Origin of the sequence: Bradyrhizobium sp. JR4.3, from assembly GCF_040547695.1 — a bacterium.
Lineage (GTDB): Bacteria > Pseudomonadota > Alphaproteobacteria > Rhizobiales > Xanthobacteraceae > Bradyrhizobium > Bradyrhizobium canariense.
In genome coordinates this window covers 1-23,094 of record NZ_JBEPQF010000033.1, presented here as the reverse complement: position 1 = coordinate 23,094, position 23,094 = coordinate 1, and the positions used below count along the sequence as shown (strand labels likewise).

Here is a 23,094-nt window from a genome sequence, read left to right as displayed (position 1 = left end):
GATGATGATCGGTCCCAATTTTGGTGTGAAGCTGGCAGTGCCGGCCGCGGCGAACAGGCCGTCCCTCAACTCACCGCTGATAAACTATGCGCTCAAGGGCCTAGAACGCTGCTGGTTGCCCGGGGAGCGCCGTTGGTCGCACATTTATCACCTCGACGGACGTGCTTCCCCAAACGAGTCGATACCGCATAGTGACGTGTTTTATACCCTCAATGTCCTGCTTGGGATGTCGCGGGTCGTGGAACGTCCGATCGGTATCGATATCCCAGAGATATTCCATCGAAATGTCATGCAGCTCACCGCACTTCCAGTGCGCAAATATGCCTTTGGCATGGCCTTGTGGGCCGCCGCCGAGCTCGACCTTCCGATTCCGGAGCAGGTGACGCGCGAGCTGAAGCGGACTCTGTCGGATGAGTCACGGTGGAGTACGTTTCGGGCGCAGGATCTGGGCATGCTGCTGACGGGAGTCGTCGCTCAGGCAAGGGCAGGTAACAGGGAGTGGACGTGCTTCGCCGCCCCGCTCTTTCGCTTCCTGAAGGAGCGTTTCCATAGCGAGTCAGGACTGTTCTTCGATGCGCCGTGTGGTTTTCGACGCCGTTTCGCGTCATTTGCGACCCAGACCTATCTCTCCATCGCCTGCTACCAGTATGGCGAATTCTTTGGCGATGCGTCCGCACTTGTCATGGCCGATACGTGTGTACGCGATCTGATAGCGCTTCAAGGGCCACAAGGCGAATGGCCCTGGTTTTTCGACGCGCTAACCGGCCGCATCCTTGATTTCTACGAAGTCTATTCAGTCCATCAGTATGGAATGGCCCCGGCGCTGCTGGAATGGGCCGAGCGCTTTGGGCGGCGAGGAGCGCAGGAGGCCCTGATCAAGGGCTTCAACTGGATACTTGGTCACAACCAGCTGGGCCGGACCATGCTCATGCCCGAACTGGGCCTGACCATCCGCTCGCAGGTTCGCAAGCATGAATTGAAGACTAAGGCGCCGCGGGTGTTGCGCGCTGTCAAGAACGTCTGGCTCGATCACGGGGGGGGGACGCTGATCGATAGCGCTGACGTGGGTGTTCGACTTGAGTGCCGCAGCTACGAACTCGGTTGGATCCTGTGGTCATTCGGTCGGCGTGGCGGCTTGCGGGAACTCAGCCACAATGCCGCTTTCGAAGAGTCGGCGCGATTGTCCGGCGGCGAAACGCACCGGGCTGACAGCACGATGAGCTAGCGATTCCAGATGACGGCGCCGTCTCCGCGGAGCAGCGCCAGCATCTTGGCTGTCCGATGGGCTCGAACTGCGCAAAGAACGACGATCGCTTTGAGACGAGCGCTTATGCCATGCAGGCGACGGGTGGTGGTCAGAACGGTAATCGCGCCAACTGCTGGCGATGCGAGAATTAGCAAGGAGAGCGCGAGCCAGCGCAGCTGCCAGCCCCGCGCGTCTTGCGCCAAGTTGCGGTAGTGCGCGATTTGCCGGTCCCACTTTGCATAGAGCTCTCGAAGAGAGCGGCGGGCAGGGTGAAACACGACCATCTCAGGAACGTAGCGGAATTCGCGGCCGGCCCTGATTGCCATTTGTCCCCATTGCATATCTTCCGCGAACTCGATGCCTGGAAACGGGCCGATGGCCGCAAAATCAGTGCGGCGGACCGCGAGATTAGCCGTGACGGAGTAGCCGTGCTTGGTGACGTACAAGCGATTACGGAAGCCAAAAACACTTTCGTAGGCTTCGATCGCGGTGCAACGTCCTTCGACAACCGGCTGGATCCGAACCTCTCCGCCAAGGATTGTCGTCGGCTTCACCTGCTGGAACGACCTCTGGATTGCGGCTAGCCAGTCCGGATGAGCCCGGCAGTCGGCATCCATAAAGGCGAGAATATCGCCTTTCGCGCTGGCGGCGCCCGTGTTTCGCGCGGGGCCAGGACCTGGATGCGATTCGTGCTGCAGCCGTACACCTGGATGTCCAGCAACGACTTCCATCGGGGGCGTTGCCGAGCCGTTGTCTACCACGATGACCTCGAACGAATGCCGACTCAGGGTCTGTGCGTCAAGGCTACGCAAACATGCTTTCAGCGCATCAGGCTGGTTGAGGTGGGGGAATAATGACCGAAATCATCTGTTAATTCCCTATTTAATTTCTGTTCCGTCCGCCGCCTGCCTCATCTGCCCGGCAGCTTTCATTCTCCGCAGCGTGTGGCCAAGTTCAGTCATTTAAACCTTGCAATTAAATATCCGCTGCGTATTATCTCTATAATAATCTTAAATGCAAACTTAAATGGCTGATTTTCTGGGAGTAGGTTCCAATGCGCGCATCATTTCTGGGATGCCCCGTCGACTTCCTGACAATGGCTGAAACCGTCGAATTGGCGCGCGGGGCCATGCGCAGCCGTCAGCGGTTGCAACATGTGGCGCTGAACGTCGCCAAATTCGTCAATATGCGATCCGATCCCGTGCTTGCGGCCGATGTCGCCAACAGCGATGTCGTTGGCATCGACGGCATGGGAATTCTCTGGGGCGCCCGAGCGCTCGGGCTTCCGGCGACGTCGCGGGTCGCGGGCGTGGATCTCCTTGCCGAGTTGCTCGCGGTATGTGCGCACGAGGGCTTCAAGCCTTATTTCCTGGGAGCCACTCCCGTCGTACTACAACAAGCTGTGCAAGTGGCGCGCGGGAGGTATCCTTCACTTGCCTTTGCGGGCTGGCACGACGGCTACTTCAAACCCGAGCAAGAGAATGACGTCGTCCGGGACATCCAATCCAGCGCGGCTGATTGTCTTTTCATCGGCATGCCGACACCCCGGAAAGAGCGCTTTCTCGCCGCCCATCGCGATGATCTCGGCGTACCCTTCATTATGGGCGTGGGTGGCGCGCTCGATGTTCTAGCAGGCATTGTTCGGCGCGCGCCGGTACAGATGCAGCGGCTCGGGCTCGAATGGCTGTACCGCATCTATCAGGAGCCTGGACGGATGTGGTGGCGATACGCCACGACGAACACGCTGTTTGCGGGCGTCTTGGCGCAGGCCCTCATCAAGCAGGCCCTTCGGTACCGGCTTGGTGCGCCCGGCGTCGTTCCGCCGGGTCCCAGCCGGATCGGAGGGTAAGGCGTGCGCAAGCATTTTTTCATCCTTCTGGGAACCCGGCCGGAAGCAATCAAGCTTTTTCCAGTCATCAATCTGCTCAAGGCCGAGAGGAGCAAGGACATTTCCGTGACGATCTGTGCGACCGCACAGCACCGGCAACTGCTTGATCAGGTCCTCAAGCTGGCAAAAGTGGTCCCGGATTTTGATCTAAACGTCATGACGACCAATCAGACGCTGGATCATCTGACCGCGCGGCTGCTCGGACAAATTGGTGAACTCCTGGAAAAGTTGAAGCCCACCAGGGTCATTGTCCAAGGCGACACGGCGACGGCAATGACGGGCGCACTGGCATCCTATTATCACCGCATACCGCTCTCCCACATCGAGGCCGGACTGCGCAGCGGTGATATCTTCGCTCCGTGGCCGGAGGAGGTGAACCGCAAGATCGTCGGCTCGATCGCCGATCAACATTTTGCTCCAACAGAGCGCGCAGCATGCGCGTTGCGTTCTGAAAACGTCGCGGATAACCGCATTCACGTTACCGGAAACACGGTGGTAGATGCTCTCATCCTCGCGAAAGCCATGGTCGACTCCGATCCGGGACTGTCGTGCCGCTGGGATGGCATCAAGAAGCGTCACGGCAATCGGCGCATCATCCTGGTGACCTGCCATCGCAGGGAAAATTTCGGCGGAGGCGTCCTCAACATCGCTAACGCGTTGGAGACTATCCTGCGCAGGGAGGACGTTGCCGTCGTGCTCCCCGTGCATCCGAATCCGAATGTCCGTGACCTGTTTGCGTCTCGGTTTTCGGACCACCCGCGGGTCGTACTTACTTCTCCTCAGGAATACACTGATTTCGTAAGCTTGCTCTCGCTATCTTATCTGGTCCTGACAGACTCAGGCGGCGTACAGGAGGAGGCACCGACTTTTGGAAAGCCGGTCCTGGTGATGCGCGAGACAACCGAGCGTCCTGAGGGGGTGGAAGCGGGAACGGCACGCCTGGTCGGTACGAACTACGAGCGGATCGTTGCGGAGACATTTCGCCTGCTCGACGATGACGAGACCTATGCTGCCATGTCGCGTTCGCACAATCCGTTTGGTGACGGGCACGCGAGCGAGCGGATCGTGAAGGTCCTTCTCGATGCATGAATTCCAAAAAATCAATGTCCTGGGACTTGGCTATATCGGCCTGCCGACCGCAGCGCTCATCGCGAGTCGAGGTCTGCAGGTGGTTGGCATCGATACCAATGAGCGCATCGTCGACACCGTTGCGTCTGGCAAAATTCATATCGCCGAGCCCGATCTGGACGGTCTCGTCTCGAAGGTCGTGTCGAGTGGCACGCTCACCACGTCCAAAACGCCGCAGCCGGCCGACGTTTTCATCATCGCGGTGCCGACGCCCATCGATCGCGAGAACCGTCCGGACCTGTCGAGCGTGAATGCGGCCGTCGACAATATCGTAGATCTCCTCGCGCCAGGCAATCTTGTTATTCTCGAATCGACATCGCCGATCGGAACCACCGAAGCCATCGCGAAGCGGATCGTTGAACGCAGGCCAGAGCTGCACATAGGGATCAACGGCAAGGAGGATGGCGCGATTTACGTGGCCTATTGTCCCGAACGCGTGTTGCCGGGACGGATTTTGACCGAGCTTATCAACAATGACAGGTGCATCGGCGGGATTACGCCAACCTGCACGCGGCGTGCTCAACGGTTCTACAAAATGTTCGTTCGCGGTGCTTGCGTCGGCACAACGGCGCGGGCGGCCGAGTTGGTCAAGCTGACGGAGAATGCCTTCCGCGATACCAATATAGCATTTGCCAATGAACTCTCGATGATTTGCGACAGGTTCGACATCAACGTATGGGAGGTGATTGACATCGCCAACCGTCACCCTCGCGTAAACGTATTGCGGCCCGGGCCAGGTGTTGGCGGGCACTGTATTGCGGTAGACCCCTGGTTCATCATTGATTCAGCGCCGGATCTCGCCCGCGTGATGCGAACAAGTCGGGAAGTGAATAATGCCAAGACACAGAAGATCATCGAGCGCGCAGAGGCGCTGATCGACGATCATCCCTACGCGAACATTGCTTGTTGCGGACTGACCTTCAAGGCCAATGTCGACGACTTGCGTGAAAGCCCGGCCATGGAAATAGCCACGCATCTCGCTGCGAAATACGGCGAACGGATCAAGGTTGTCGAGCCGAACTTGCGCCGTCTACCTCCTCAGCTGGCGGATCATCGTGTTGCATTCGTGAGTATCGAGGAAGCCCTGCGCAGTTGCGAAATAGCGCTTCTCCTCGTCGATCACGATGAATTCAAGATGGTGCCGCTGGCGGAGCGGCGGCACCTCGACGTCATCGATACGCGAGGCATATGGCAGGATATGCCGGCGCGGACATAACGCATACAGTCGTAACTCCCGAATGGGTCGAGGTTAGCATGCGAGATAGCCAGTTGGGAATCGGCGTCGTTGGATACGGCTATTGGGGCCCCAACCTCGTTCGCAATTTCTCGATCAATCCCGCCACCCGCGTTGTCAGCGTGAGCGACCTTGATCGGGGCAGGCTCGGCGCCATGGGGCAGGTCTATCCCGGGGTCACAACGACCACTCGCTATGATGATCTGCTGAACGATACCTCTATTGATGCAATCGCCATCGCTACGCCGGTGCACACACATTACGAACTGGCAATTGCGGCGTTGAGGGCTGGCAAGCACGTGTTGGTCGAGAAGCCCCTAGCGCCGAGCGCCGAGCTGGTGACCCGCTTGATCGACGAAGCGGACCGGCGCGGGTTGACGCTGATGGTCGATCACACCTTTCTCTATACGCCGGCGGTGCAGAAGATTCGTGAGCTCTTGCTGAAGAAAGAGCTTGGAGACATCTACTATTACGATAGTACACGCTCGAGTCTCGGACTCTTTCAAAAAGATGTAAATGTGATCTGGGATCTGGCGGTGCACGACATCTCGATCATCCATCATATCTTCAATGAGGAGCCGATCGCGGTTTCGGCAACGGGGTCGTGCCACGTTGTCGGTTCGCCGGAAAATATGGCCCACATCACATTGTTCTTTGCCAACGCGTGTGTGGCCCATGTCAGCGTCAACTGGCTCTCGCCTGTCAAGGTGCGCCAGACGTTCATCGGCGGAAGCAAGAAGATGATCGTTTACGACGATCTCGAGCCAACCGAAAAGGTCAAGGTCTATGATAAGGGAATTACGCTCGATACGCCTCCGGAGGATGCGCATCAATTTCGGATTGGATATCGAGCCGGCGACATGTGGGCTCCGCATATCTCGCCAAAGGAGGCACTACAAACGGAAGTCGAGCATTTTGTCGACTGCGTGCGTACCGGCGGGCAGCCGATTTCCAGCGGCGTGTCTGGGCTGCGTGTAATCGAGGTGCTGGAAGCGGCATCGTGTTCGATCGCAAAACAGGGTACGCCGGTGCTCCTGAGGGAGCCTTACGGGGTTCAGCAACGCGCCAGGGCAACAGCTTGACGTGCGGGAAATCTAGCTGATCTGATAGTCTGGCAGAAGACCCGATGGACCAGGTGCAACGTTCGATCTTGTTCTCCGCCCTCGATCGTTACGGCACCCTTGTGCTGCTCTTTGTCGCAACCGCGGTGCTTGCCCGTTTGTTGTCGCCGGAAGAATTTGGCATCTATGCGGTCGTGACCGCGGTCACGTCGATCATTGCGGCCTGCTTCCAGGAGTTCGCAGGTGCAAGCTATTTGATCCAGAAGCGAGATCTGTCGCGCGCGAGTGTGCAGACCACGTTCACGATCACTCTCGCAATCTCGGCAGTCACCGCTTTGGTCCTGTTCACGTTTGCGCGGTTTGTCGCTCGTATGTTCGAGCTGGATAGCTTGCGTCAAGGCATCGAAGTGTCCGCGATCAATCTACTCCTATTGCCGTTTTCTGGGACCATAGCCGCTTTGTTCCGTCGCGAGATGCAGTTTGGAACACTGGCAATCTGCAACCTTGCCTCCGGTGCAGCAGCCGCGATCGTTTCGACCGGTCTCGCAATGGCCCACTTCAGCTACATGGCTCCGGTCTGGGGAGGCGTTGCCGGCAACGTGGTGCTGGCCCTGATGCTGTTGATTTGGTGGAGAGATCTCGACGCGATACGGCCATCGCTGGTCGATTGGCGGGAGATCGTCGGCTTCGGCCTCTATTCGGGAGCTGTTAGCGTTGTCAATGTGTTCTATGGCCTCGCTCCGCAGCTGTTCCTGGCAAGAATCCTCGATTTTGCCTCGGTCGGCCTCTACAGCCGAGCAACCGCATCGACACAGATCTTTGACAAGCTGGTCACGCAAGTCTTGAGCCCGGTCGTCATGCCTGCGATTGTTGCGCGAAGCAACGCCGGAGGTGATCTCAAGGCCGTCTATCTTGCTGCTATTCGGTTGCTCTCGGTTGTGCAGTGGCCGTTCTTGATTTCGATTGCGATCATGGCCCGGCCAATCATTGTGAGCTGGCTCGGCCCGGCGTGGCTGGAGATCGTCCCGCTTGTGCAATTACTGTGTATTGGCAACCTCGCCCTTTTCGCGGCCTGCCTGACCTACCCTGTGTTTGTCGCGGTAGGAAGGGTGCAAGATGCGCTGATCTCGTCGCTGGTTTCGCTGCCGCCGTCGCTCCTCGTCATCTTTGGCGCCTCGTTCTTCGGCGTGCACGCCGTCGCAGCGTCCGCGCTCCTGACATTGCCCTTCCAGGCTGCGGTCGCGGTGCATTTTCTAGGACGCCATCTCCGCCTTCGGCCGAGCGAATTTGCGCGTAGCCTGCAGATGAGCGCAGCCGTAACGGCCCTCGTAGCTTCGGCAGTATCCATCTGCGCGATGCTGACCGAGGCAGAAGGCCTTTCGCCTCTTGTTGAGTTGTTACTAACGTTCTCTGTTGCTGTGCTGTGTTGGTGGCTGGGACTAATGATGACCGGGCACCCGCTGTTGCAGCACCTTCATCATGCAGTAATGGGCCTTGCGCGTATGGTGCCGGCGCGGTGGCCCTCGCGTACGGCGCTCTAGCGGACCGCATAGCTTGGAGATCGAAGATGCCTATTGCGCAAGACGTCGTGCTCGGTGGCAATGTCCGTATCCTGCATCCAGATCTGGTGAACCTGTATGGTTGCGCCATTGGTGACGAGAGCAGGATCGGAACCTTCGTCGAAATCCAGGCGGGAGCGAAGGTCGGTGCACGTTGCAAGATATCGTCGCACAGCTTCATCTGCGAAGGCGTCACGATCGAGGACGAAGTGTTCGTCGGTCATGGCGTGATGTTCACGAACGACAAACACCCGAAGGCAACGACGGCGGATGGTCGTCCTCAGCAAGCGTCGGACTGGACGCTGCAGCGCACTCGCGTCGGTAGGGGAGCTTCGATCGGCTCGAACTCCACGATTCTGTGCGGAGTGACGATCGGAGAGCGGGCCTCCGTAGGCGCGGGTGCGGTGGTGACGAGGGACGTTCCGCCTGGCGCTGTCGTCGCGGGAGTGCCCGCTCGGGTATTGTCTGCGGCTGAAACGGCGGTCTTCGGCGATCGCGGCTCAGCAGAGGCGCTTCGCAAATCATTTTAAACATTCGCATAAACTGAAAGATTTAATTCTTGATTAAATCTAACGGTGCGGGTTAAATACATTATAATGTTGGTCCAATAGAGGACTTGAATCTTGATACCCTTCATGGATCTGAAAGCCCAATATAGCCAGATCAAGCCGGAAATCGACGCCGCGGTCGCGAGAGTCGTCGGCAGCGGGCACTTTGTGCTCGGCCCAGAGGTCACTGCCTTTGAGGGTCGCTTCGCGGAATATTGCCGGACCGCCCATTGCCGCGCGGTGAACAGCGGAACCTCGGCGCTTCATCTTGCCTTGCTGGCGGCGGGCGTCGGAACCGGTGACGAAGTCATCACGGTATCCATGACGTTCGTCGCGACAACCGCAGCGATTCTCTACAGCGGAGCCAGGCCGGTGTTTGTCGACGTTGACCCGGTAACATGGACGATGCATCCCGGCTCGATCGAGGCTGCGATAACACCGCGAACGAAGGCGATTCTGCCGGTTCATCTCCACGGGCTGATGGCCGACATGGATCCCATTATGGAGATCGCGCGTCGTCACGGTCTGGTCGTTATCGAGGACGCCGCGCAGGCGCATGGCGCAGAATACCGCGGACGTCGCGCGGGCTCGATTGGCGATCTGGGATGCTTCAGCTTTTACCCCGGTAAGAATCTTGGAGCGTTTGGCGAGGGCGGGGCCGTCGTAACCGATCGGCCTGAATTGGCACGCCGCGTGTCACTGCTGCGGGATTGGGGACAGGAGACAAAATACAATCACGTCATTCCCGGGTACAACTATCGCATGGACGAAATTCAGAGCGCGATACTGAACGTCAAGCTGGACTACATTGAGCGCTGGACGGAAGCTCGTCGCTCGCTCGCTGAGCGATACAATGCACTTCTGTCTGATCTTTCATGCCCGCGTCCCCAGCCGCCCCGGTACGCCCGTCACGTGTATCACGTCTATGCGGTCAGATTGCCGTGGCGCGACGAGGCGCTGACGCTATTGCGTGACTCCGGCATCGGCGCGGGGATCCACTATCCCGTTCCGGTGCATCTGCAGACTGCCTATGCAGAACTCGGTTATCGTGCCGGTGATCTTCCCGTCACCGAGATGCTGGCGAACGATTTCCTCTCTCTTCCCATTTATCCAGAGTTGCTGCCGGAGCAGGTGGTCGAGGTTGCCTCCACACTCAGGAACGCGGCGCTGCGGCCCAGCGAAATGACAAGCGACCGAGCAGAGCATCCAGAGAGTCTCGTGACAAGGTCCCACAACAGGAGAGCGTCTTGATCGATCTCAAGGGAAAACGCGTTCTGGTCACCGGCGGCGCAGGTTTCATCGGCTCCCACATCATTGATCTGCTCTGCGATGAGGGCTGCATCGAGATCGTCGCCATCGACAACATGATCAGAGGCCGGCCGGAAAATCTCGCGCGCGCGCTCGGACGTGGCCCGGTGAGAGTGGTTCATGGCGACATACGCGATCGCAAGCTGATGGAAGCGTTGCTCAAGGCTGCTGATATTGTCTTTCACCAGGCGGCGCTCCGAATCACTCATTGTGCGGCCGAACCACGCCTTGCCAAGGAGGTCATGGTGGACGCCACCTACGACCTGCTGGAGTTGTGCATCAAGCACGATGTTGAGAAGATCATCGCGGCGTCGTCGGCGTCCGTATACGGCGTGGCAGAGGAGTTTCCCACCACCGAGCGCCAGAATGCGTACAACAACCGAACTCTCTATGGAGCCGCTAAGGCCTTTAACGAGGCTCTGCTGCGTACCTTCAACGATGCGTATGGCATCGACTACGTCGCATTTCGATATTTCAACGTCTACGGTAGCCGGATGGACATCCACGGCCGGTATACCGAGGTCTTGATCCGCTGGATGGAGCGGCTGGAAGCCGGATTACCTCCGATCATTTTTGGTGACGGTCATCAAACCATGGATTTCGTCCACGTCCGCGACATCGCGCGTGCCAATATCCTTGCGGCCAGGGCAAAAATCACTGATGAGGTGTTCAACGTCGGGAGCGGCACGGAAACCAGCCTGACGGAGCTGGCTACGGTGCTTGCCTCCGTGATGGGACGCCGCGGCCTGGCACCCGAATTCGCGCCGGAACGCTCCGTTAATCCGGTGCCTCGACGGCTGGCATCAACTGGCAAAGCAGAGCGTTTGCTGGGGTTCCGCACCACAGTTTCGCTGGAACAGGGGCTCGCCGAGCTCGTGAAATGGTGGCGATCCGAACGCGAACTTGCTTCCGGCTCCCAGCGGCAGGCGGCGGCATCGTGATCCCGATCGCGGCGCCGCTGCTTGCGGATGAAGAAGCCGATGCTGCGCGCGCGGTCGTGCTGTCGGGCTGGGTGTCGCAAGGCCCAGAGGTGGCCGCGTTTGAAAGTGAGTTCGCCGCACTTGTTGGCGCGCCGCATGCCTGTGCCGTCGCCAATTGTACGACTGCACTTCAGCTTGCTTTGGCAGCGTTGGGTATCGGCACCGGCGACGAGGTGATCACGGTTAGCCACTCCTTCATTGCGACCGCGAACGTCATCCGATATCAGGGCGCCACTCCGGTTTTCGTCGATATCGACCCGGAGACCTATAATTTGGATTGCGCTCGGCTGGCCGAAGCCATCACCGAGCGTACGCGCGCGATCATCGCGGTCCATCAGATGGGCATGCCGTGCGATATGGCAGCGCTCATCGCCGTGGCGCGACGCCACGGAATCGCGGTGATTGAGGACGCGGCCTGTGCCGCCGGATCGCAGATCCGGATGAACGGCGAATGGGAGCCGATCGGCAGGCCCCATGGAGACATTGCCTGCTTTTCCTTTCATCCGCGAAAGGTAATCACGACAGGCGAGGGTGGAATGCTCACCACCGCGGACGCCGAGCTTGATCGCAAGTTCAGGCTGCTGCGGCAACACGGCATGAGCGTTCCGGATATTGTGCGTCACGGGTCGCAGCGCGTCATTTTCGAGGAGTACGTCCTTCTCGGCTACAATTATCGAATGACGGATATGCAGGGTGCGATCGGGCGCAAACAGCTCGAGCGGCTTCCGCAGCTGATCGCGCGCCGGCGCAGGGTGGCATCCCGTTACGCCGAACTGCTTGGGAATATAGAGGGACTGCGGTTGCCTTTGGAGCCGGAGTGGGCGCGATCCAACTGGCAGAGCTATTGCGTGCGCCTTCCTGACCGCGTCGACCAGAGAGCGGTGATGCAGAACCTTCTCGATCAAGGCATTGCCACACGGCGCGGTATCATGTGCTCGCATCGTGAGGCGCCTTATGCGAGCAGTGAGCAGCGCCACGATTTGCGTCAGTCCGAACTCGCGCAAGATCACGCGATCCTGCTTCCGATCTACGTACAGTTGAGCGAGGACGACCTCGTCCGCATCGCCGATGCCCTCAGGAATGAGTTGTACCGATGACGGCGCTGCACGCTTCACGAGTGGACGGCGCCACTGTTTTGCCGAGTTGGTTGGGCGGCTGCTACGGGAGGAGGCCGCATGGGGAAGGTTGACGTCATCGTTCCCTGCTCGGCGCGTTAGTGTCATTTCGCACCCGCAAAGCTTGGGTCACATCAGCACATATAATCAGGGGGTTCCGAAGCATCGGCTAGCTCGTATCTTAACCAACGGATGCCGTACAGGTTGAGCTCCAGCAAGCACGCTGATGTGTCACGGAGTTCACGAAGCTGGTTTGGAGGGGTTGGATCACCTAATTGGATTCCAGACTAAAACTTGACAATGGTGCTACATGGCTAAAGTGGATGTCGTTGTTCCCTGTTATAATTACGGCCATTTTCTCGCAGCATGTGTGGAGAGCGTACTCCGTCAGTCTGTCAGCGATCTTCGCGTGTTGATAGTCGATGACGCGTCCTCGGATGAATCACTTGCGGTAGCAAGAAGACTAGCACGAGACGATTCTCGAGTAACCGTCATATCGCACACGCGAAACCGAGGACACATAGAGACGTACAATGAGGGAATCGCGTGGGCGTCTGCCGACTATTTTCTCCTTTTGTCCGCTGACGACATACTGGTTGATGGAGCTCTCCAACGAGCGACCGAAGTTATGGATGCAAACTCCGACGTCGGACTTACGTACGGAAAAAGCATCCTCTGGTTCGACTATCTCCCGTTTCCAGACCTCCCATCGAACGAGACTTACACCTGGGTGCGACACGATCTCATAACAGAGATGTGCGCGACTTCTAGAAACGTTGTTCCAACCCCGACAGCGATCGCGCGAACGCAATGTCAGAAGGCAATCGGTGGTTACCGCGCGTCGCTTCCTCACACCGCCGACATGGAGATGTGGCTGCGCTTCGGAGCCAATTGTAGTGTCGCGAAAATTGATGCCGTCCAGGCTGTTTACAGGAGACACTCGACAGCAATGTCCAACGCGTACTTTGATGACCGAATGTCTGATCTTCGACAGTGCCGGCTTGCGTTCGACAGCTTCTTCGAAGATTGCGGGAATCGCATCTCCAACTCTCGAAGGTTAAAAACCCTGGCCAGGCAAACGCTAGCCCACCGGGTATTTCGGAGCGGAGTTGGCCTGGTCCGACGAGGCCGATTTAGAGAGGGTTTCAATTTCATCCGCGGTTCCATGCAAATGGATCCTTGGTTGTGTTATCTTCCTCCGTTCTGGCGCGATGAATTCCGAAACCGTGGATTGAAGGCTCAAGAATGAGGTCTTTCGGTCGCCCCGAATCTACGATTTGGAAATCGCACGAAGAAGTACGGCAGCGTGACGCTTTGCGCAATCCGCGCCGCTGAAACGTGTTCTTGATTCCTCAGATAAGTGTCGCCGCGCAGCCGACCATCGGTCACGCTCTGCGAGTACGGATTTCATTGCCGCGACAAGTTCTTCCCTGTTTGGCTGTGGTTTGAACCGCATAAGGCTTGCACCTTCCCAGCTCGGCGACTCCGCGCTCCCAAGCGGGTTTCCGATGACAAACCCCCTGCTGCCGTCCGTACCGACTTGTTCGCGCGCGCCGCCAACCTCGCTCAGGATAACAGGCAGCCCTGCGCTTAGCGCCTCCATGCTGGCCAGCGACCACCCTTCAAAGAACGAATCAAGAACGAAACAGTCAGCTGCGGCCAATAAAACCGATGGGCTTGCAAAGGAGTGCCTGAGGTGAATTCGCCCCTTCATCGACAACTCTTCGCGAAGCGCGCGCACTTGGTTGGTGTACATGTGGTTGTCTAGACGGCCAGCGATCAAGAGATGTGTGTTCTCACCTTGCGCGACTTCGGAAAATGCCCGCACGAGACCATATGCATTCTTCTGGATGGAATGTCGGCCAAGGCTAAGAAAAAGAAATTCGTTCTTGAGCCCAAGCCAAACGCGCGCGACTGCACGATCGCAGGAGGGACGATGCGTGTCATTGAAGCCATTCGGAATCGCGACGATCCGATCTTCCGGGAATGAACGATTGCCTTTCAAGTATTGTCGTCTGACGAGTTCGCTCACCGCCACGAACGATGTGATGAACGTGGACCGCGTAGCCTCTCTGCTCCAGTCCGTACTTATTGGAGTCGGATTGCCATGGAGCGTCTCGACAATCGGAATGCCAGCGCTTCGAGCTTGTTCCAGAATCCAATCTGGCGGATCATGTGCGCTTATGACGTCAGGACGATTGGCAGCCAACCACTGATGACACTGGCTTGGTGAGGTGACAAGAACCGATGTTCCTTCTCGCTTAAGCGCTGTGCACAATTGTCCCGAATAGTCGCTCACGTTAGGCTCTAAGGACGCGGGCGTGCACATGACGGTCACACGAAATCCCAGAGCGGGTAGCCGTCGCGCAAGGAAGGCGACGACCTCATCGAGACCTCCGGCGTCGAGCGCGGGTGTAACAATGAGACAATGCACGTGACGGGCTGATGCCAAGAGTTCAGTCGGTTGGATATCGGGCGGATCTGGAAAATGCAGCTCGGGAACGACGAGCGCAGAATTTGCATCGTGCGGAACGAGCGGTTTTGACCAATCATCGACGACTTCATTGTTTTCCCAGCTGGAAGGTGCGCCAACAATCAGCTTTCGTCCGGCACGTCGGACGCTGCGCGGTAAGCGCCAGGAATTTCGTTGAGCCCACAATATCGCCCGCTTTGAAAGGTCATTCCGCACAAGACTTCTCATGATGCATCAACTGCTTGCGTCGTGATTCCGAAGTCAGCTTCACCGCGCACCATGAAGCTCGCACGGCCAAGTCCGAAGACTGTTCTCGTGCACGTGTTCATGACTAGAGGAGGGGCCCGAAGATGTTGAGGATATCCTGTTTTTCTGCTTCCGGAGGATAGCGCTCAAGCGCGAAACGCGAAGCTGCGGCCACCATGAGCTGCTCTTTTGGCGAGCGCCCCATCAGTGACAACACAAATTGCGACAATTCTCGCGAGATAAAATAGAGCAGGCTAATCGCGAGCTTTATCATTCGTTTGGCGCTGATCCGAACTGAGCCGTTTCCCCTTCTCATTAGCAGCGTCTCCTCACCCGCACGGGCCAAATCCATCTGGGAGCCGGCCTGGGTCATTTTCGCCACATCCGCTGTGCTCGGATAAAACCCGGTGCTGATCGAGGCGCTCGCAGGAAAACCCATTCCAAGTGCCTAGTCCATTTTTCCCTTGGTTTGCCAAGAAAACCATACTAAATATAATAATAAAAGCCATCGATTTAAATTATTTAATTAAATTGTTTGCTTTTGTTGATTTGCGTATGGTTTTGCCGAGCGGCAACAGGGTCTGCGGTGACAGATGCGGATAGCTCGATCGGCGTTTGGTTGGCCACGTGGCGATTGGCCTACAAATATAGTTTATCACCGGGATGGGGACGAATACCTGACGGACAAGCAAGCAGGGCCCATTTCGATACAATACCGTCCCGACGTCGATGGATTGCGCGCGATCGCCGTGCTCCTCGTGCTGCTGTTCCATTGCGGCTTCGAAAGCTTTGCGGGGGGCTTCATCGGGGTCGACGTTTTCTTCGTGATCAGCGGCTTCCTGATCACATCGCTGATCCTGGCGGACCTGCAAAAGGGAACCTTCTCGTTCTTCCGCTTCTACACGAGACGAATCCGTCGCCTGCTGCCCGCGATGCTCGTGACGGTTCTGATCTCGCTCGTGGGTGCGGCGCTCGTCATGGCTCCCGAGCATCTGGCCGATACGGCAAAGTCAGGGGCTCTGGCTACCATTTCTCTGTGCAACTTCTACTTTGCGATGGTTGCAAGCTACTTCGACAGCTCCGCGCAGTCGAAGCCGTTCCTGCACATATGGTCTCTCAGTGTGGAGGAGCAGTTCTACCTGTTCTGGCCGGTGCTGCTGGTTTTGCTCTACCGCGGGAAACGCTCCTGGGCTGTTGCCGCTCTCGTGGCCGCTGGAATCCCGCTCGGGCTGGCAATCTCGCAATATTGGATCACCAAGAATCCCACCCACGCCTACTTCCTGTTGCCGTTTCGAAGCTTTCAATTTCTCATGGGCGCGGCGTGCGTCTGGCTCTCGCACGTCGCGACTCGCAACAAGGTTCTCGGCCAGGCGATCGGCATAGCCGGGCTGATCCTGATACTGGTCCCGGCAATCGCATTCTCCGACAAGACTCCGTTCCCCGGCATCGCAGCTGCCGTACCGTCGCTCGGCGCCATGTTGGTCATCTGGCAGGGCAGGCAGTTCGTGCTGAACGGCGTGCTCGCAAACCCGGTGATGGTCTGGTTCGGCCGGATTTCCTACTCAACGTACCTGGCTCACTGGCCGATCATCGTATTCTGGCTTTACCTGGCCATCGAGCCGCTGTCGTTGGTGCACAAGGTGTTGCTGTTTCTGCTGAGTGTCGCTGCAGGCCAGCTCCTCGACTCGATGGTTGCCCAGCGATTCAGATACGTGCGGCCCGGCCAGGGAAAGCGCTGGCTGTTTCCGGCCACGCAGGTCGGTCTCCTCGCGCTCATCGGGGTGGGATCGTGGTCAATGGTAGCGACAGGCGGATTGCCAGCGCGCTTCGCGCTGGCACCCGAAGCATCCACGTACCGAAATGAAAGCGTCTTTCCATTTCTCCGCGATTATGGCGACGGAATTGTGCATGTGGGGCGGACGGGATCCTCTCCTCGAGTGCTGATTTTCGGCGACTCGATGGTGCAGAACTACGTTCCCGCGATATTGGGGTTGGAAGGCATGCGCAATGCCGACGTCGACATTGTGAGTCGCGGCGGATGCGTGCTGGCGATGGATGCAGTACTCATCAAGTACGGTTCGCCCGACAGGGTCTGTCTCAAGTTGAGGGATCATTTGTACGAGTTGAAGGACCGGTACGATCTGGTGGTCTGGTCGCAGAACTGGCTTGGGTACGATAACTCGTTGCATTGGGAGACCGCTGGCCAGGATCCTGCTCGCGCATTTCCGGGATCAGTCGGTTTCGGTGGCTGGCGGGACGGCATCGAGAGGACTGTCAACCACTTCGAGTCGCTCGCGAAAAAAGTAGTCGTTATAGGTCCGGCGGTAACGGTCGAGGTCAACCCGATCATCCAGCGCATCGGACCGTTGACGGACGTCTCCGCTGTCGAGGCACAGCTCGATCAGATGAAAGATGTCTCGACCGAGGGCCGCGAGTCGCTGGAGAAGAGCATTCGCGCGCTCGTGACAGCCAAGGCGAATACGCTGTATATCGATCCGCGCACGATTTTCTGCGCCGATCGACTCTGTCATCTGTCGGACGGCAAGTTCAGCTATTTCCTGGACAGTTTGCACAACACTTCGGCAGCGATACCGACGCTGCGAAGTGGTCTGGAGCGCGCGGGATTCCGCTCAGTTTTTGAGCGTTCGGCTGCATCCCGGTGTGCCCCCGGTGCCAGCTCTCGAGCGATCGACGGCGAGTTACGCATGAGGGAACTCCCGACATATCCACCATGTCCACACGGGGAGCGGAGGCTAAATGCCCAGACGCGGAGCGGGGGCAAATGATTTATAGACTGGCTCGAACCGGCTAAGGATAAATGAAGGTCACGTTTTATGTGCTCGTCGTGAGCGCCATGATGCGCCCGGAGATAGGGTGTGCGGCTTGCAACCGTCAACCCCGGCGAAGATGTCTCGGCAGCCGTGGCCAATGCATCGGGCGGTTCGACGGTTTGTCTTAGTTGGGGAAATCATAAGACGCTGATCTTGAAAGAGGTCGCGAAAAATCCACGGGTCATGGTTCAATCGGCATCGGGAAGGGGAGCCAAACTCGCCTTTGAAATGCGCGATGGTAGCAGCGGCATCACCTTGGACAATCTAACTTTAGCGTCAGGCTACATCTACGGGAAAACTCCGCATGATACCATCAGCCATTCCGATTTTGTGGAGAACGCAAGGATGGTCATCGATGGCGCAGTCCGTTCGAGCATCCTCTTGGACGGCAACACCCACAACAACAATAACCCTCCTCCGAACAGCTTCCAGGGTCGGGTAGAGCTGCCCGATCATCCGAACTTGAAATGCACCCCACCGTCAAACCCGTCGCACTCGTCAAGGATGCGATCCTGGATTGCTCGCGCCGCGGCGGGATCGTGCTCGACATATTTGGCGGCTCCGGAACAACCCTGATCGCAGCCGAACGCACCCTCGAACGGCGCGCGTGATTGAGTTCGATCCGCTGTACTGTGACGTGATCGTCCGACGTTACGAAGAACTCACCGGTCGATCGGGAAAACTGGAGCGAACCGGGCAAGAACTTGCTGCCGCGGCCGATCACGTATTGGCGGCGCGACTGACCGAAACGTCTAGCAATGGCTGACGATAGCGAAGGGGATGGCGGCCAACAGGTCGGGTATCGCAGCCCCCTAAGGCGCACCGCTTCAAAAAGGGGCAGTCGGGTAATCCGCTTGGTCGGCCGCCGAAGTCGCAAACCAGAAAACCTGGCCGCTCGCCCCTTGGGAAGGCATATATCGCGGAAGCTCATCGAACGCTTCGCATCACTGAGTCTAGCAAAGTTAGTCAATTCAAGACGATCGAGATTGCCGTGCGCCGTCAGGGCATGGCCGCGGTCGGAGGCGACCTCAAAGCTCAAAGTCAATTTGTCGCGGGCGTGCGGCTTGCCGAGCGCGAAGAGCGTTCAAGAAATGAGCAATTGTTTGACGCGGGGCTGGAGTACATCGCGCTGTACGAGACACGAAGAGACGGTCATAAAAGGCAGGGCCTTCGTGCGCCCGAGTTCGAAATCGACCCCCGATGACATTCTGACGGACGTCTGGGATCGAACCCTCTCATTGAGCGGTACGTGCCCAGAACCGACTCAATGCAACGTCTCTGGCTCTCGACCACCTGCGGCAACAGCTCACCCGCGAAGCAGCGGCCGAGCAGCTCCTCCCGCAAATCTTGACAACCGAGCTATACGGCGAGATCTGGAATTCCTGAGACAGATGCTACGAAGGTTGAGCTGACCAGGCTTCGCCGGACCTTGGCTGTTAATGTGTTTCAGCAGCTCTCGTCCTTACTTTCCCGGCTCTTCCGGTTCAAACCTGGCTATCAGAACAGGATCGTCCCAAAGCTCGACAACGCAGTCGTCAACGAGCTCAGCGCGACGCCGGCATGTTATTTCGTCAGCCTGGCTGCCGGAGATGGGGCGGAGGTGTTTCCAGACATGCCGAAAAAGATCCCACCGAGGCCGCTTTCTCCCATGGCTCGGCTGCGCGCAAAAGACGAAATTTCAGTGTCGTCGCTCTGGCCAATTCGCATACTTTGCCCACCAGCTTGACTTTCGGCCAAGGGGTTTTTTGCGTCGTTGTAGACCGAACCCGCCAAGCGCAGCTGTGCAAGAGCTCCCGGCCGAGACGGTGAGGTTCTGAACGGAGGCATTCAAAGCGCATGAAGCGGGGCTGCTCATAGGCGCGACAGGTCATTAAAATCTTAATCATTTAATTATGTCATTCGCGAAAAAAATCCAGATTTAAAATGCCTCGGTCAGATTATTTTCATCGGGAGTTGGAAATCAGACTTATTAATATTCGACATGTTCACGTCCGTGAAATGCCTCCGATAACGGAGTTCTAGCGGAATTCGTTGACTGGGGCCGAAGCGAAGGGCCGCCTTCGGCTGTCGAGGTAAATGTGAAAGCGCGTTGCTCTTTGCGCCCAGGTCCAGACGACGTTCTCCTCAGAGACAGAACGAAACACGTACAGCTCCTAAAGGTGATCGCGTGTAGGTGCCCCCGTCGCGGATGATGTTTCTTGCGGCGTGTGTAAAGTGGCGCGCTGAGCATAGTAAGCTCACGTATCTACCGCGAACCCCGCCAGCGCCGCCGCCATGCCGACGGTGTTCCATTATGCATTTAGTGCATTTCCTCGAACCGTGTGCGCATACCGAACCTGGTTGCCTTCTGCCTTCATCACCCCAGGCCATTCCGTTCCCATCAATCCAATCGCGTAGCGCTGCGAGCACGCCAGGGATCGGATTGGCGTTTTCATCCCCTCCGCTCTTTGGTCGCAGTCGAGACGATGTGCCCCAACGGTGCTAGATAGCCGGCCTGCACGCCCATGTCCGTTTAATTAATGGGTGACAAAAAACATTTAATTGAATAAAAGAGGATTATATTTGTCACTCGAATGTGCTCTAAACTCTGCCGCGGCGCACGGAGTCATCGCTGAACAAATACCTACCGGTTCAAAAGGCTTGGCCGCCGCGAAGCTGCTAGGGGTTTCCGAAATGAGAATTACCTTTTTGTCGCCTCCGTTTAACCTATCCGGCGGCATCAAAGTGATCTTACTGCACGCTGGGGAACTGGCGCGACTAGGCCACAGCGTCACAATCATTTCCCATGGACAGCAGAGCCGTTCCCTCACTGAGCGATTGCGCTCGATCAAGAATGGAAGAGGGCTTATCTTCAGGCCAAAAATACGCGCTCCAAGCGGCGTCGCGCACATCGAGATAGAGCCGGCGCGATCAATTACTTGTCGTGACGTCCCTGACTCGGACGCAGTCGTGGCCACATGGTGGGAAACAGCCGACTGGGTCACAGCGTTGTCCCCATCAAAGGGCAGGAAGTTTTATTTCGTTCAAGGCCACGAGACATATCCGCCGATTCCGTCCCGCTCTCGTGACACCTACAAGCTGCCTTTGAAGAAGATAGTCGTCTCAAAGTGGCTGAAAAACATAATGGAAGAGGAGTATGGTGACAAGGACGTCGCGGTCGTGCCCAACACCGTGGACCGCATGACGTTTTATTCCGACCAACGCGAAAAGCAGGATCGGCCGACGATCGGTCTGCTCTACTCAACCGCCTTCCCAAAGGGCTTGCATACTTCTCTGCGCGCCATTGAATTGGCAATGCAGAAGATCAAAAACATCAAGGTAATCTCGTTCGGCAACGAACGAAAGTCCAGGCGTTTTCCGCTCCCGAGAGATTCGGCTTTCGAGCGATCGCCGTCTTCAGATCAGATCCGCGAGCTCTATTCACAATGCGACGTCTGGCTGACTTCGAGCATCAGCGACGGTTTCAATCTGACGGCGTTGGAGGCGATGGCGTGCGGAACGCCCGTCATTGCCACCAGAGTTGGCTGGCCGGCTGAAGGGATAATAGATAACGTAAATGGCATTTTGCGGGATGTCGACGATGCCCCTGGACTGGCTGATGCCGTTGTTCGAATATTGACACTTCCCGATAAGGAATGGCAAGTCATGTCCGAGTGCGCACATCGGACAACGACGACCTCATCATGGCAGGAGAGCACAAAACTGATGGAGGCGGTGCTGGCCGCTTAAGCGCCATGGTCCCCAAAATGCCCAGCCCGCCACAACCCATGAGCGCACTAAGGCCTGTTTACAATCATTAGCTGGCGACGAAGCTCGCGATGAGATTAACGAAGCCGGCCTTTTCGTAGAGGGTTGCGATGCGGCGGAATGCCTTGGAGAGAGCAGAAGAAGTTCTCGACCAGATGGCGCTGTACATTTCGGCGTCATGAGGGATGCGTCCAGCCCGGTCGGCCGTGGATGGGATAGCCGCTGCGGCGCCACGTTCATTCAGGTTGGCGCGCAGCCAGTTGTTGTCCAAGGCCTTGTCGCCAACCGGTGCCGCAAAATCGAGGCCGGTGATCAAGGGCTCGACGCCGATGCTGTCGTGACGCTGGCCGGGCAACAGGACGAAGCGAACGAGATTGCCGAGGGCGTCGACCAGGGCCATGATTTTCGTGGTCAAGCCACCACGCGAGCGGCCTATGGCCTGATTTTGAGTCCCCCTTTTGCGCCGGTGCCATGCTGGTGGACCCGGACGAGTGTGCCGTCGACGAGGACATATTCGAAATCGGGATCATCGCAGAGGGCCTTGAAAACGCGCTCCCAGACTCCCTTCTGCGCCCATCGCCAGAAGCGTGTATAGACCCTGAACCACTTGCCAAGGTTTCCGACAGATCACGGGCGAACCTGCGCGCAATCCAAAGAACGGCTTCGATAAACAACCGGTTGTCACGCCCACTGCTGCCGGGGTCACCGACTTTGCCAGATAGCTCCGGCAATCAGTTCCCACTGAGCGTCGCTCAACGCCAATCGAATCAAGGCTGACCTCCAATTTTCAGCCTTGAATCAATTTTCTACTGATTTGGGAATCCTGTCTGTAAACAGGCCTTAGGGCGTCATTTTGCGCGGTTCAAATTGAGCAAGTCCACTGCTCCCTGGAATACCTTGCGCTGCAGCGCCTGCTCGGCATTCGTGGACCCTCGGCGGGCGTACTCGGCGCGGCCCGCTCGAAGGCGGTCGGTGAAGGACGTCGAAAGTTCCAACTCGGCTCTACAAACTGATCGGCGGCTTCCGAAATGTCGGCTCGAGCCGCCCACGTCTCACCACAGTTGACCCGATCGCCAAGCTTAACACGAATTTCCTGAATGACCGCGCGATTGCTCTGCCCTGATCATGCGAACATCTTCTTTCCAATGATGTCTGTAGATCGTGCATTTCGACAGCGCGATCCACATCGACGATTTTGCCGCGATCAATCGAGCGGACTGGTTGCCTCCATCGAGCCGGATGGCGCCGACCAGGCGGGCAATGGCGTCCTCATTGGGAAAGATGCCGACCACCTCGCTTCTGGGCTTGACCTCGCCATTGACACGCTCGAGCGGATTGGTCGAGTGCAGCTTGGCGCGGTGCGCGGCCGGGAAATCGGTTTCAGCCTCATTCGAGGAACGACGCGAGCTTTGAGAATTGGGACGGAACTAGTCGGAGATGCGTCGCCATTCATGCGACGACCTTCGCGAGCCGTTGCTTCTGCCCACCTGACAGGCTCCACGCTCTTTCAGGACCGCATCGAAACCGCGCGGCAACCGTGTTGCGGATGCCGCCGCTGGGGGCGGCGAATTCAGGGCAAATGAACCATGCAGTCGGAGACCCCGGACCGCGGTTCGAGGCTACGGCGAGCTTGGGTGTCCAGACCGGAGACATAGGTAACAGGTCGTACCTAAGACATGGGTGACAACCTCGTGCCGAACGGGTTGTCGAGGGGTTTCAAAGTCGTTTAC

General features: G+C 57.7%; 17 protein-coding genes and 4 pseudogenes. 16 read left to right on the top strand and 5 right to left on the bottom strand.

Features of this window, described 5'->3' with window-relative positions; translation table 11 throughout:
• The first annotated feature begins 1 nt into the window (after position 1).
• Positions 2-1,225, top strand: a complete 1,224-nt coding sequence (locus ABIB91_RS33815) for a hypothetical protein (RefSeq protein ID WP_354170980.1) — start codon at positions 2-4, stop codon at positions 1,223-1,225.
• Here ABIB91_RS33815 and ABIB91_RS33810 read toward each other — a convergent pair.
• Positions 1,222-2,082 (bottom strand): annotated as a pseudogene (locus ABIB91_RS33810) (glycosyltransferase family 2 protein); the annotation flags it as partial. The gene ABIB91_RS33815 and the pseudogene ABIB91_RS33810 overlap by 4 nt on opposite strands.
• A gap of 218 nt (positions 2,083-2,300) precedes the next feature.
• Here ABIB91_RS33810 and ABIB91_RS33805 point away from each other — a divergent pair.
• The 10 genes from ABIB91_RS33805 to ABIB91_RS33760 all read left to right on the top strand — a co-directional run bounded on the left by ABIB91_RS33805 (position 2,301) and on the right by ABIB91_RS33760 (position 13,316).
• Entirely contained in the window at positions 2,301-3,095 is a 795-nt protein-coding gene (locus tag ABIB91_RS33805) for a WecB/TagA/CpsF family glycosyltransferase (RefSeq protein WP_354170978.1), read from the top strand.
• A gap of 3 nt (positions 3,096-3,098) precedes the next feature.
• Positions 3,099-4,223: a non-hydrolyzing UDP-N-acetylglucosamine 2-epimerase gene (wecB, locus tag ABIB91_RS33800; RefSeq protein ID WP_204510855.1), complete on the top strand. Its 1,125-nt coding sequence runs from the start codon at positions 3,099-3,101 to the stop codon at positions 4,221-4,223.
• The gene (gene wecC, locus ABIB91_RS33795) at positions 4,216-5,478 is read left to right on the top strand and encodes a UDP-N-acetyl-D-mannosamine dehydrogenase (protein WP_354170975.1); all 1,263 of its coding nucleotides are present in this window, start codon (positions 4,216-4,218) and stop codon (positions 5,476-5,478) included. Before wecB ends, wecC begins: the two co-directional genes overlap by 8 nt.
• Positions 5,479-5,516: 38 nt before the next feature.
• Complete coding sequence (locus ABIB91_RS33790; protein WP_354170973.1) at positions 5,517-6,578, top strand: Gfo/Idh/MocA family protein; 1,062 nt, start codon at positions 5,517-5,519, stop codon at positions 6,576-6,578.
• Between the two features lie 44 nt (positions 6,579-6,622).
• Positions 6,623-8,098 carry an oligosaccharide flippase family protein gene (locus ABIB91_RS33785; RefSeq protein WP_354170970.1) on the top strand — a complete coding sequence of 492 codons (1,476 nt, stop codon included), beginning with the start codon at positions 6,623-6,625 and terminating at the stop codon, positions 8,096-8,098.
• Between the two features lie 26 nt (positions 8,099-8,124).
• Complete coding sequence (locus ABIB91_RS33780) at positions 8,125-8,646, top strand: acyltransferase (protein WP_354170968.1); 522 nt, start codon at positions 8,125-8,127, stop codon at positions 8,644-8,646.
• 93 nt (positions 8,647-8,739) lie between these two features.
• Positions 8,740-9,915, top strand: a complete 1,176-nt coding sequence (locus ABIB91_RS33775; RefSeq protein WP_354170966.1) for a DegT/DnrJ/EryC1/StrS family aminotransferase — start codon at positions 8,740-8,742, stop codon at positions 9,913-9,915.
• Positions 9,912-10,913, top strand: coding sequence for an NAD-dependent epimerase/dehydratase family protein (locus tag ABIB91_RS33770; RefSeq protein ID WP_354170963.1), 1,002 nt, complete (start codon positions 9,912-9,914; stop codon positions 10,911-10,913). The genes ABIB91_RS33775 and ABIB91_RS33770 overlap by 4 nt, the downstream gene beginning before the upstream one ends.
• A complete protein-coding gene (locus tag ABIB91_RS33765; RefSeq protein WP_354170961.1) occupies positions 10,853-12,049 on the top strand; it encodes a DegT/DnrJ/EryC1/StrS family aminotransferase in 1,197 nt (398 codons plus the stop codon). Before ABIB91_RS33770 ends, ABIB91_RS33765 begins: the two co-directional genes overlap by 61 nt.
• A gap of 328 nt (positions 12,050-12,377) precedes the next feature.
• Positions 12,378-13,316, top strand: a complete 939-nt coding sequence (locus ABIB91_RS33760; RefSeq protein WP_354170959.1) for a glycosyltransferase family 2 protein — start codon at positions 12,378-12,380, stop codon at positions 13,314-13,316.
• Between the two features lie 21 nt (positions 13,317-13,337).
• Here the strand turns inward: ABIB91_RS33760 and ABIB91_RS33755 are convergent, their stop codons facing one another.
• The gene (locus ABIB91_RS33755; protein WP_354170957.1) at positions 13,338-14,768 is read right to left on the bottom strand and encodes a glycosyltransferase family 4 protein; all 1,431 of its coding nucleotides are present in this window, start codon (positions 14,766-14,768) and stop codon (positions 13,338-13,340) included.
• A gap of 103 nt (positions 14,769-14,871) precedes the next feature.
• A complete protein-coding gene (locus ABIB91_RS33750; RefSeq protein WP_354170955.1) occupies positions 14,872-15,225 on the bottom strand; it encodes a hypothetical protein in 354 nt (117 codons plus the stop codon).
• Between the two features lie 295 nt (positions 15,226-15,520).
• On the opposite strand from ABIB91_RS33750, the gene ABIB91_RS33745 reads away from it, so the two are divergent.
• The 5 genes and pseudogenes from ABIB91_RS33745 (at position 15,521) to ABIB91_RS33725 (ending at position 21,346) form a co-directional block, all read left to right on the top strand.
• Positions 15,521-17,572 carry an acyltransferase family protein gene (locus ABIB91_RS33745; protein WP_354170953.1) on the top strand — a complete coding sequence of 684 codons (2,052 nt, stop codon included), beginning with the start codon at positions 15,521-15,523 and terminating at the stop codon, positions 17,570-17,572.
• 512 nt (positions 17,573-18,084) lie between these two features.
• The gene (locus tag ABIB91_RS41795) at positions 18,085-18,228 is read left to right on the top strand and encodes a DNA methyltransferase (protein ID WP_502917050.1); all 144 of its coding nucleotides are present in this window, start codon (positions 18,085-18,087) and stop codon (positions 18,226-18,228) included.
• Positions 18,225-18,383 carry a hypothetical protein gene (locus ABIB91_RS41790; protein ID WP_502917049.1) on the top strand — a complete coding sequence of 53 codons (159 nt, stop codon included), beginning with the start codon at positions 18,225-18,227 and terminating at the stop codon, positions 18,381-18,383. The genes ABIB91_RS41795 and ABIB91_RS41790 overlap by 4 nt, the downstream gene beginning before the upstream one ends.
• 60 nt (positions 18,384-18,443) lie before the next feature.
• Positions 18,444-18,821: pseudogene (locus tag ABIB91_RS33730) on the top strand (DUF5681 domain-containing protein); the annotation flags it as partial.
• Between the two features lie 1,469 nt (positions 18,822-20,290).
• A complete protein-coding gene (locus tag ABIB91_RS33725; RefSeq protein WP_354170951.1) occupies positions 20,291-21,346 on the top strand; it encodes a glycosyltransferase family 4 protein in 1,056 nt (351 codons plus the stop codon).
• Between the two features lie 67 nt (positions 21,347-21,413).
• Here ABIB91_RS33725 and ABIB91_RS33720 read toward each other — a convergent pair.
• Together ABIB91_RS33720 and ABIB91_RS33715 are read right to left on the bottom strand one after the other, a co-directional pair.
• Positions 21,414-22,135 (bottom strand): annotated as a pseudogene (locus ABIB91_RS33720) (IS5 family transposase).
• 446 nt (positions 22,136-22,581) lie between these two features.
• Positions 22,582-22,755: pseudogene (locus ABIB91_RS33715) on the bottom strand (transposase); the annotation flags it as partial.
• Positions 22,756-23,094 lie beyond the last annotated feature (339 nt).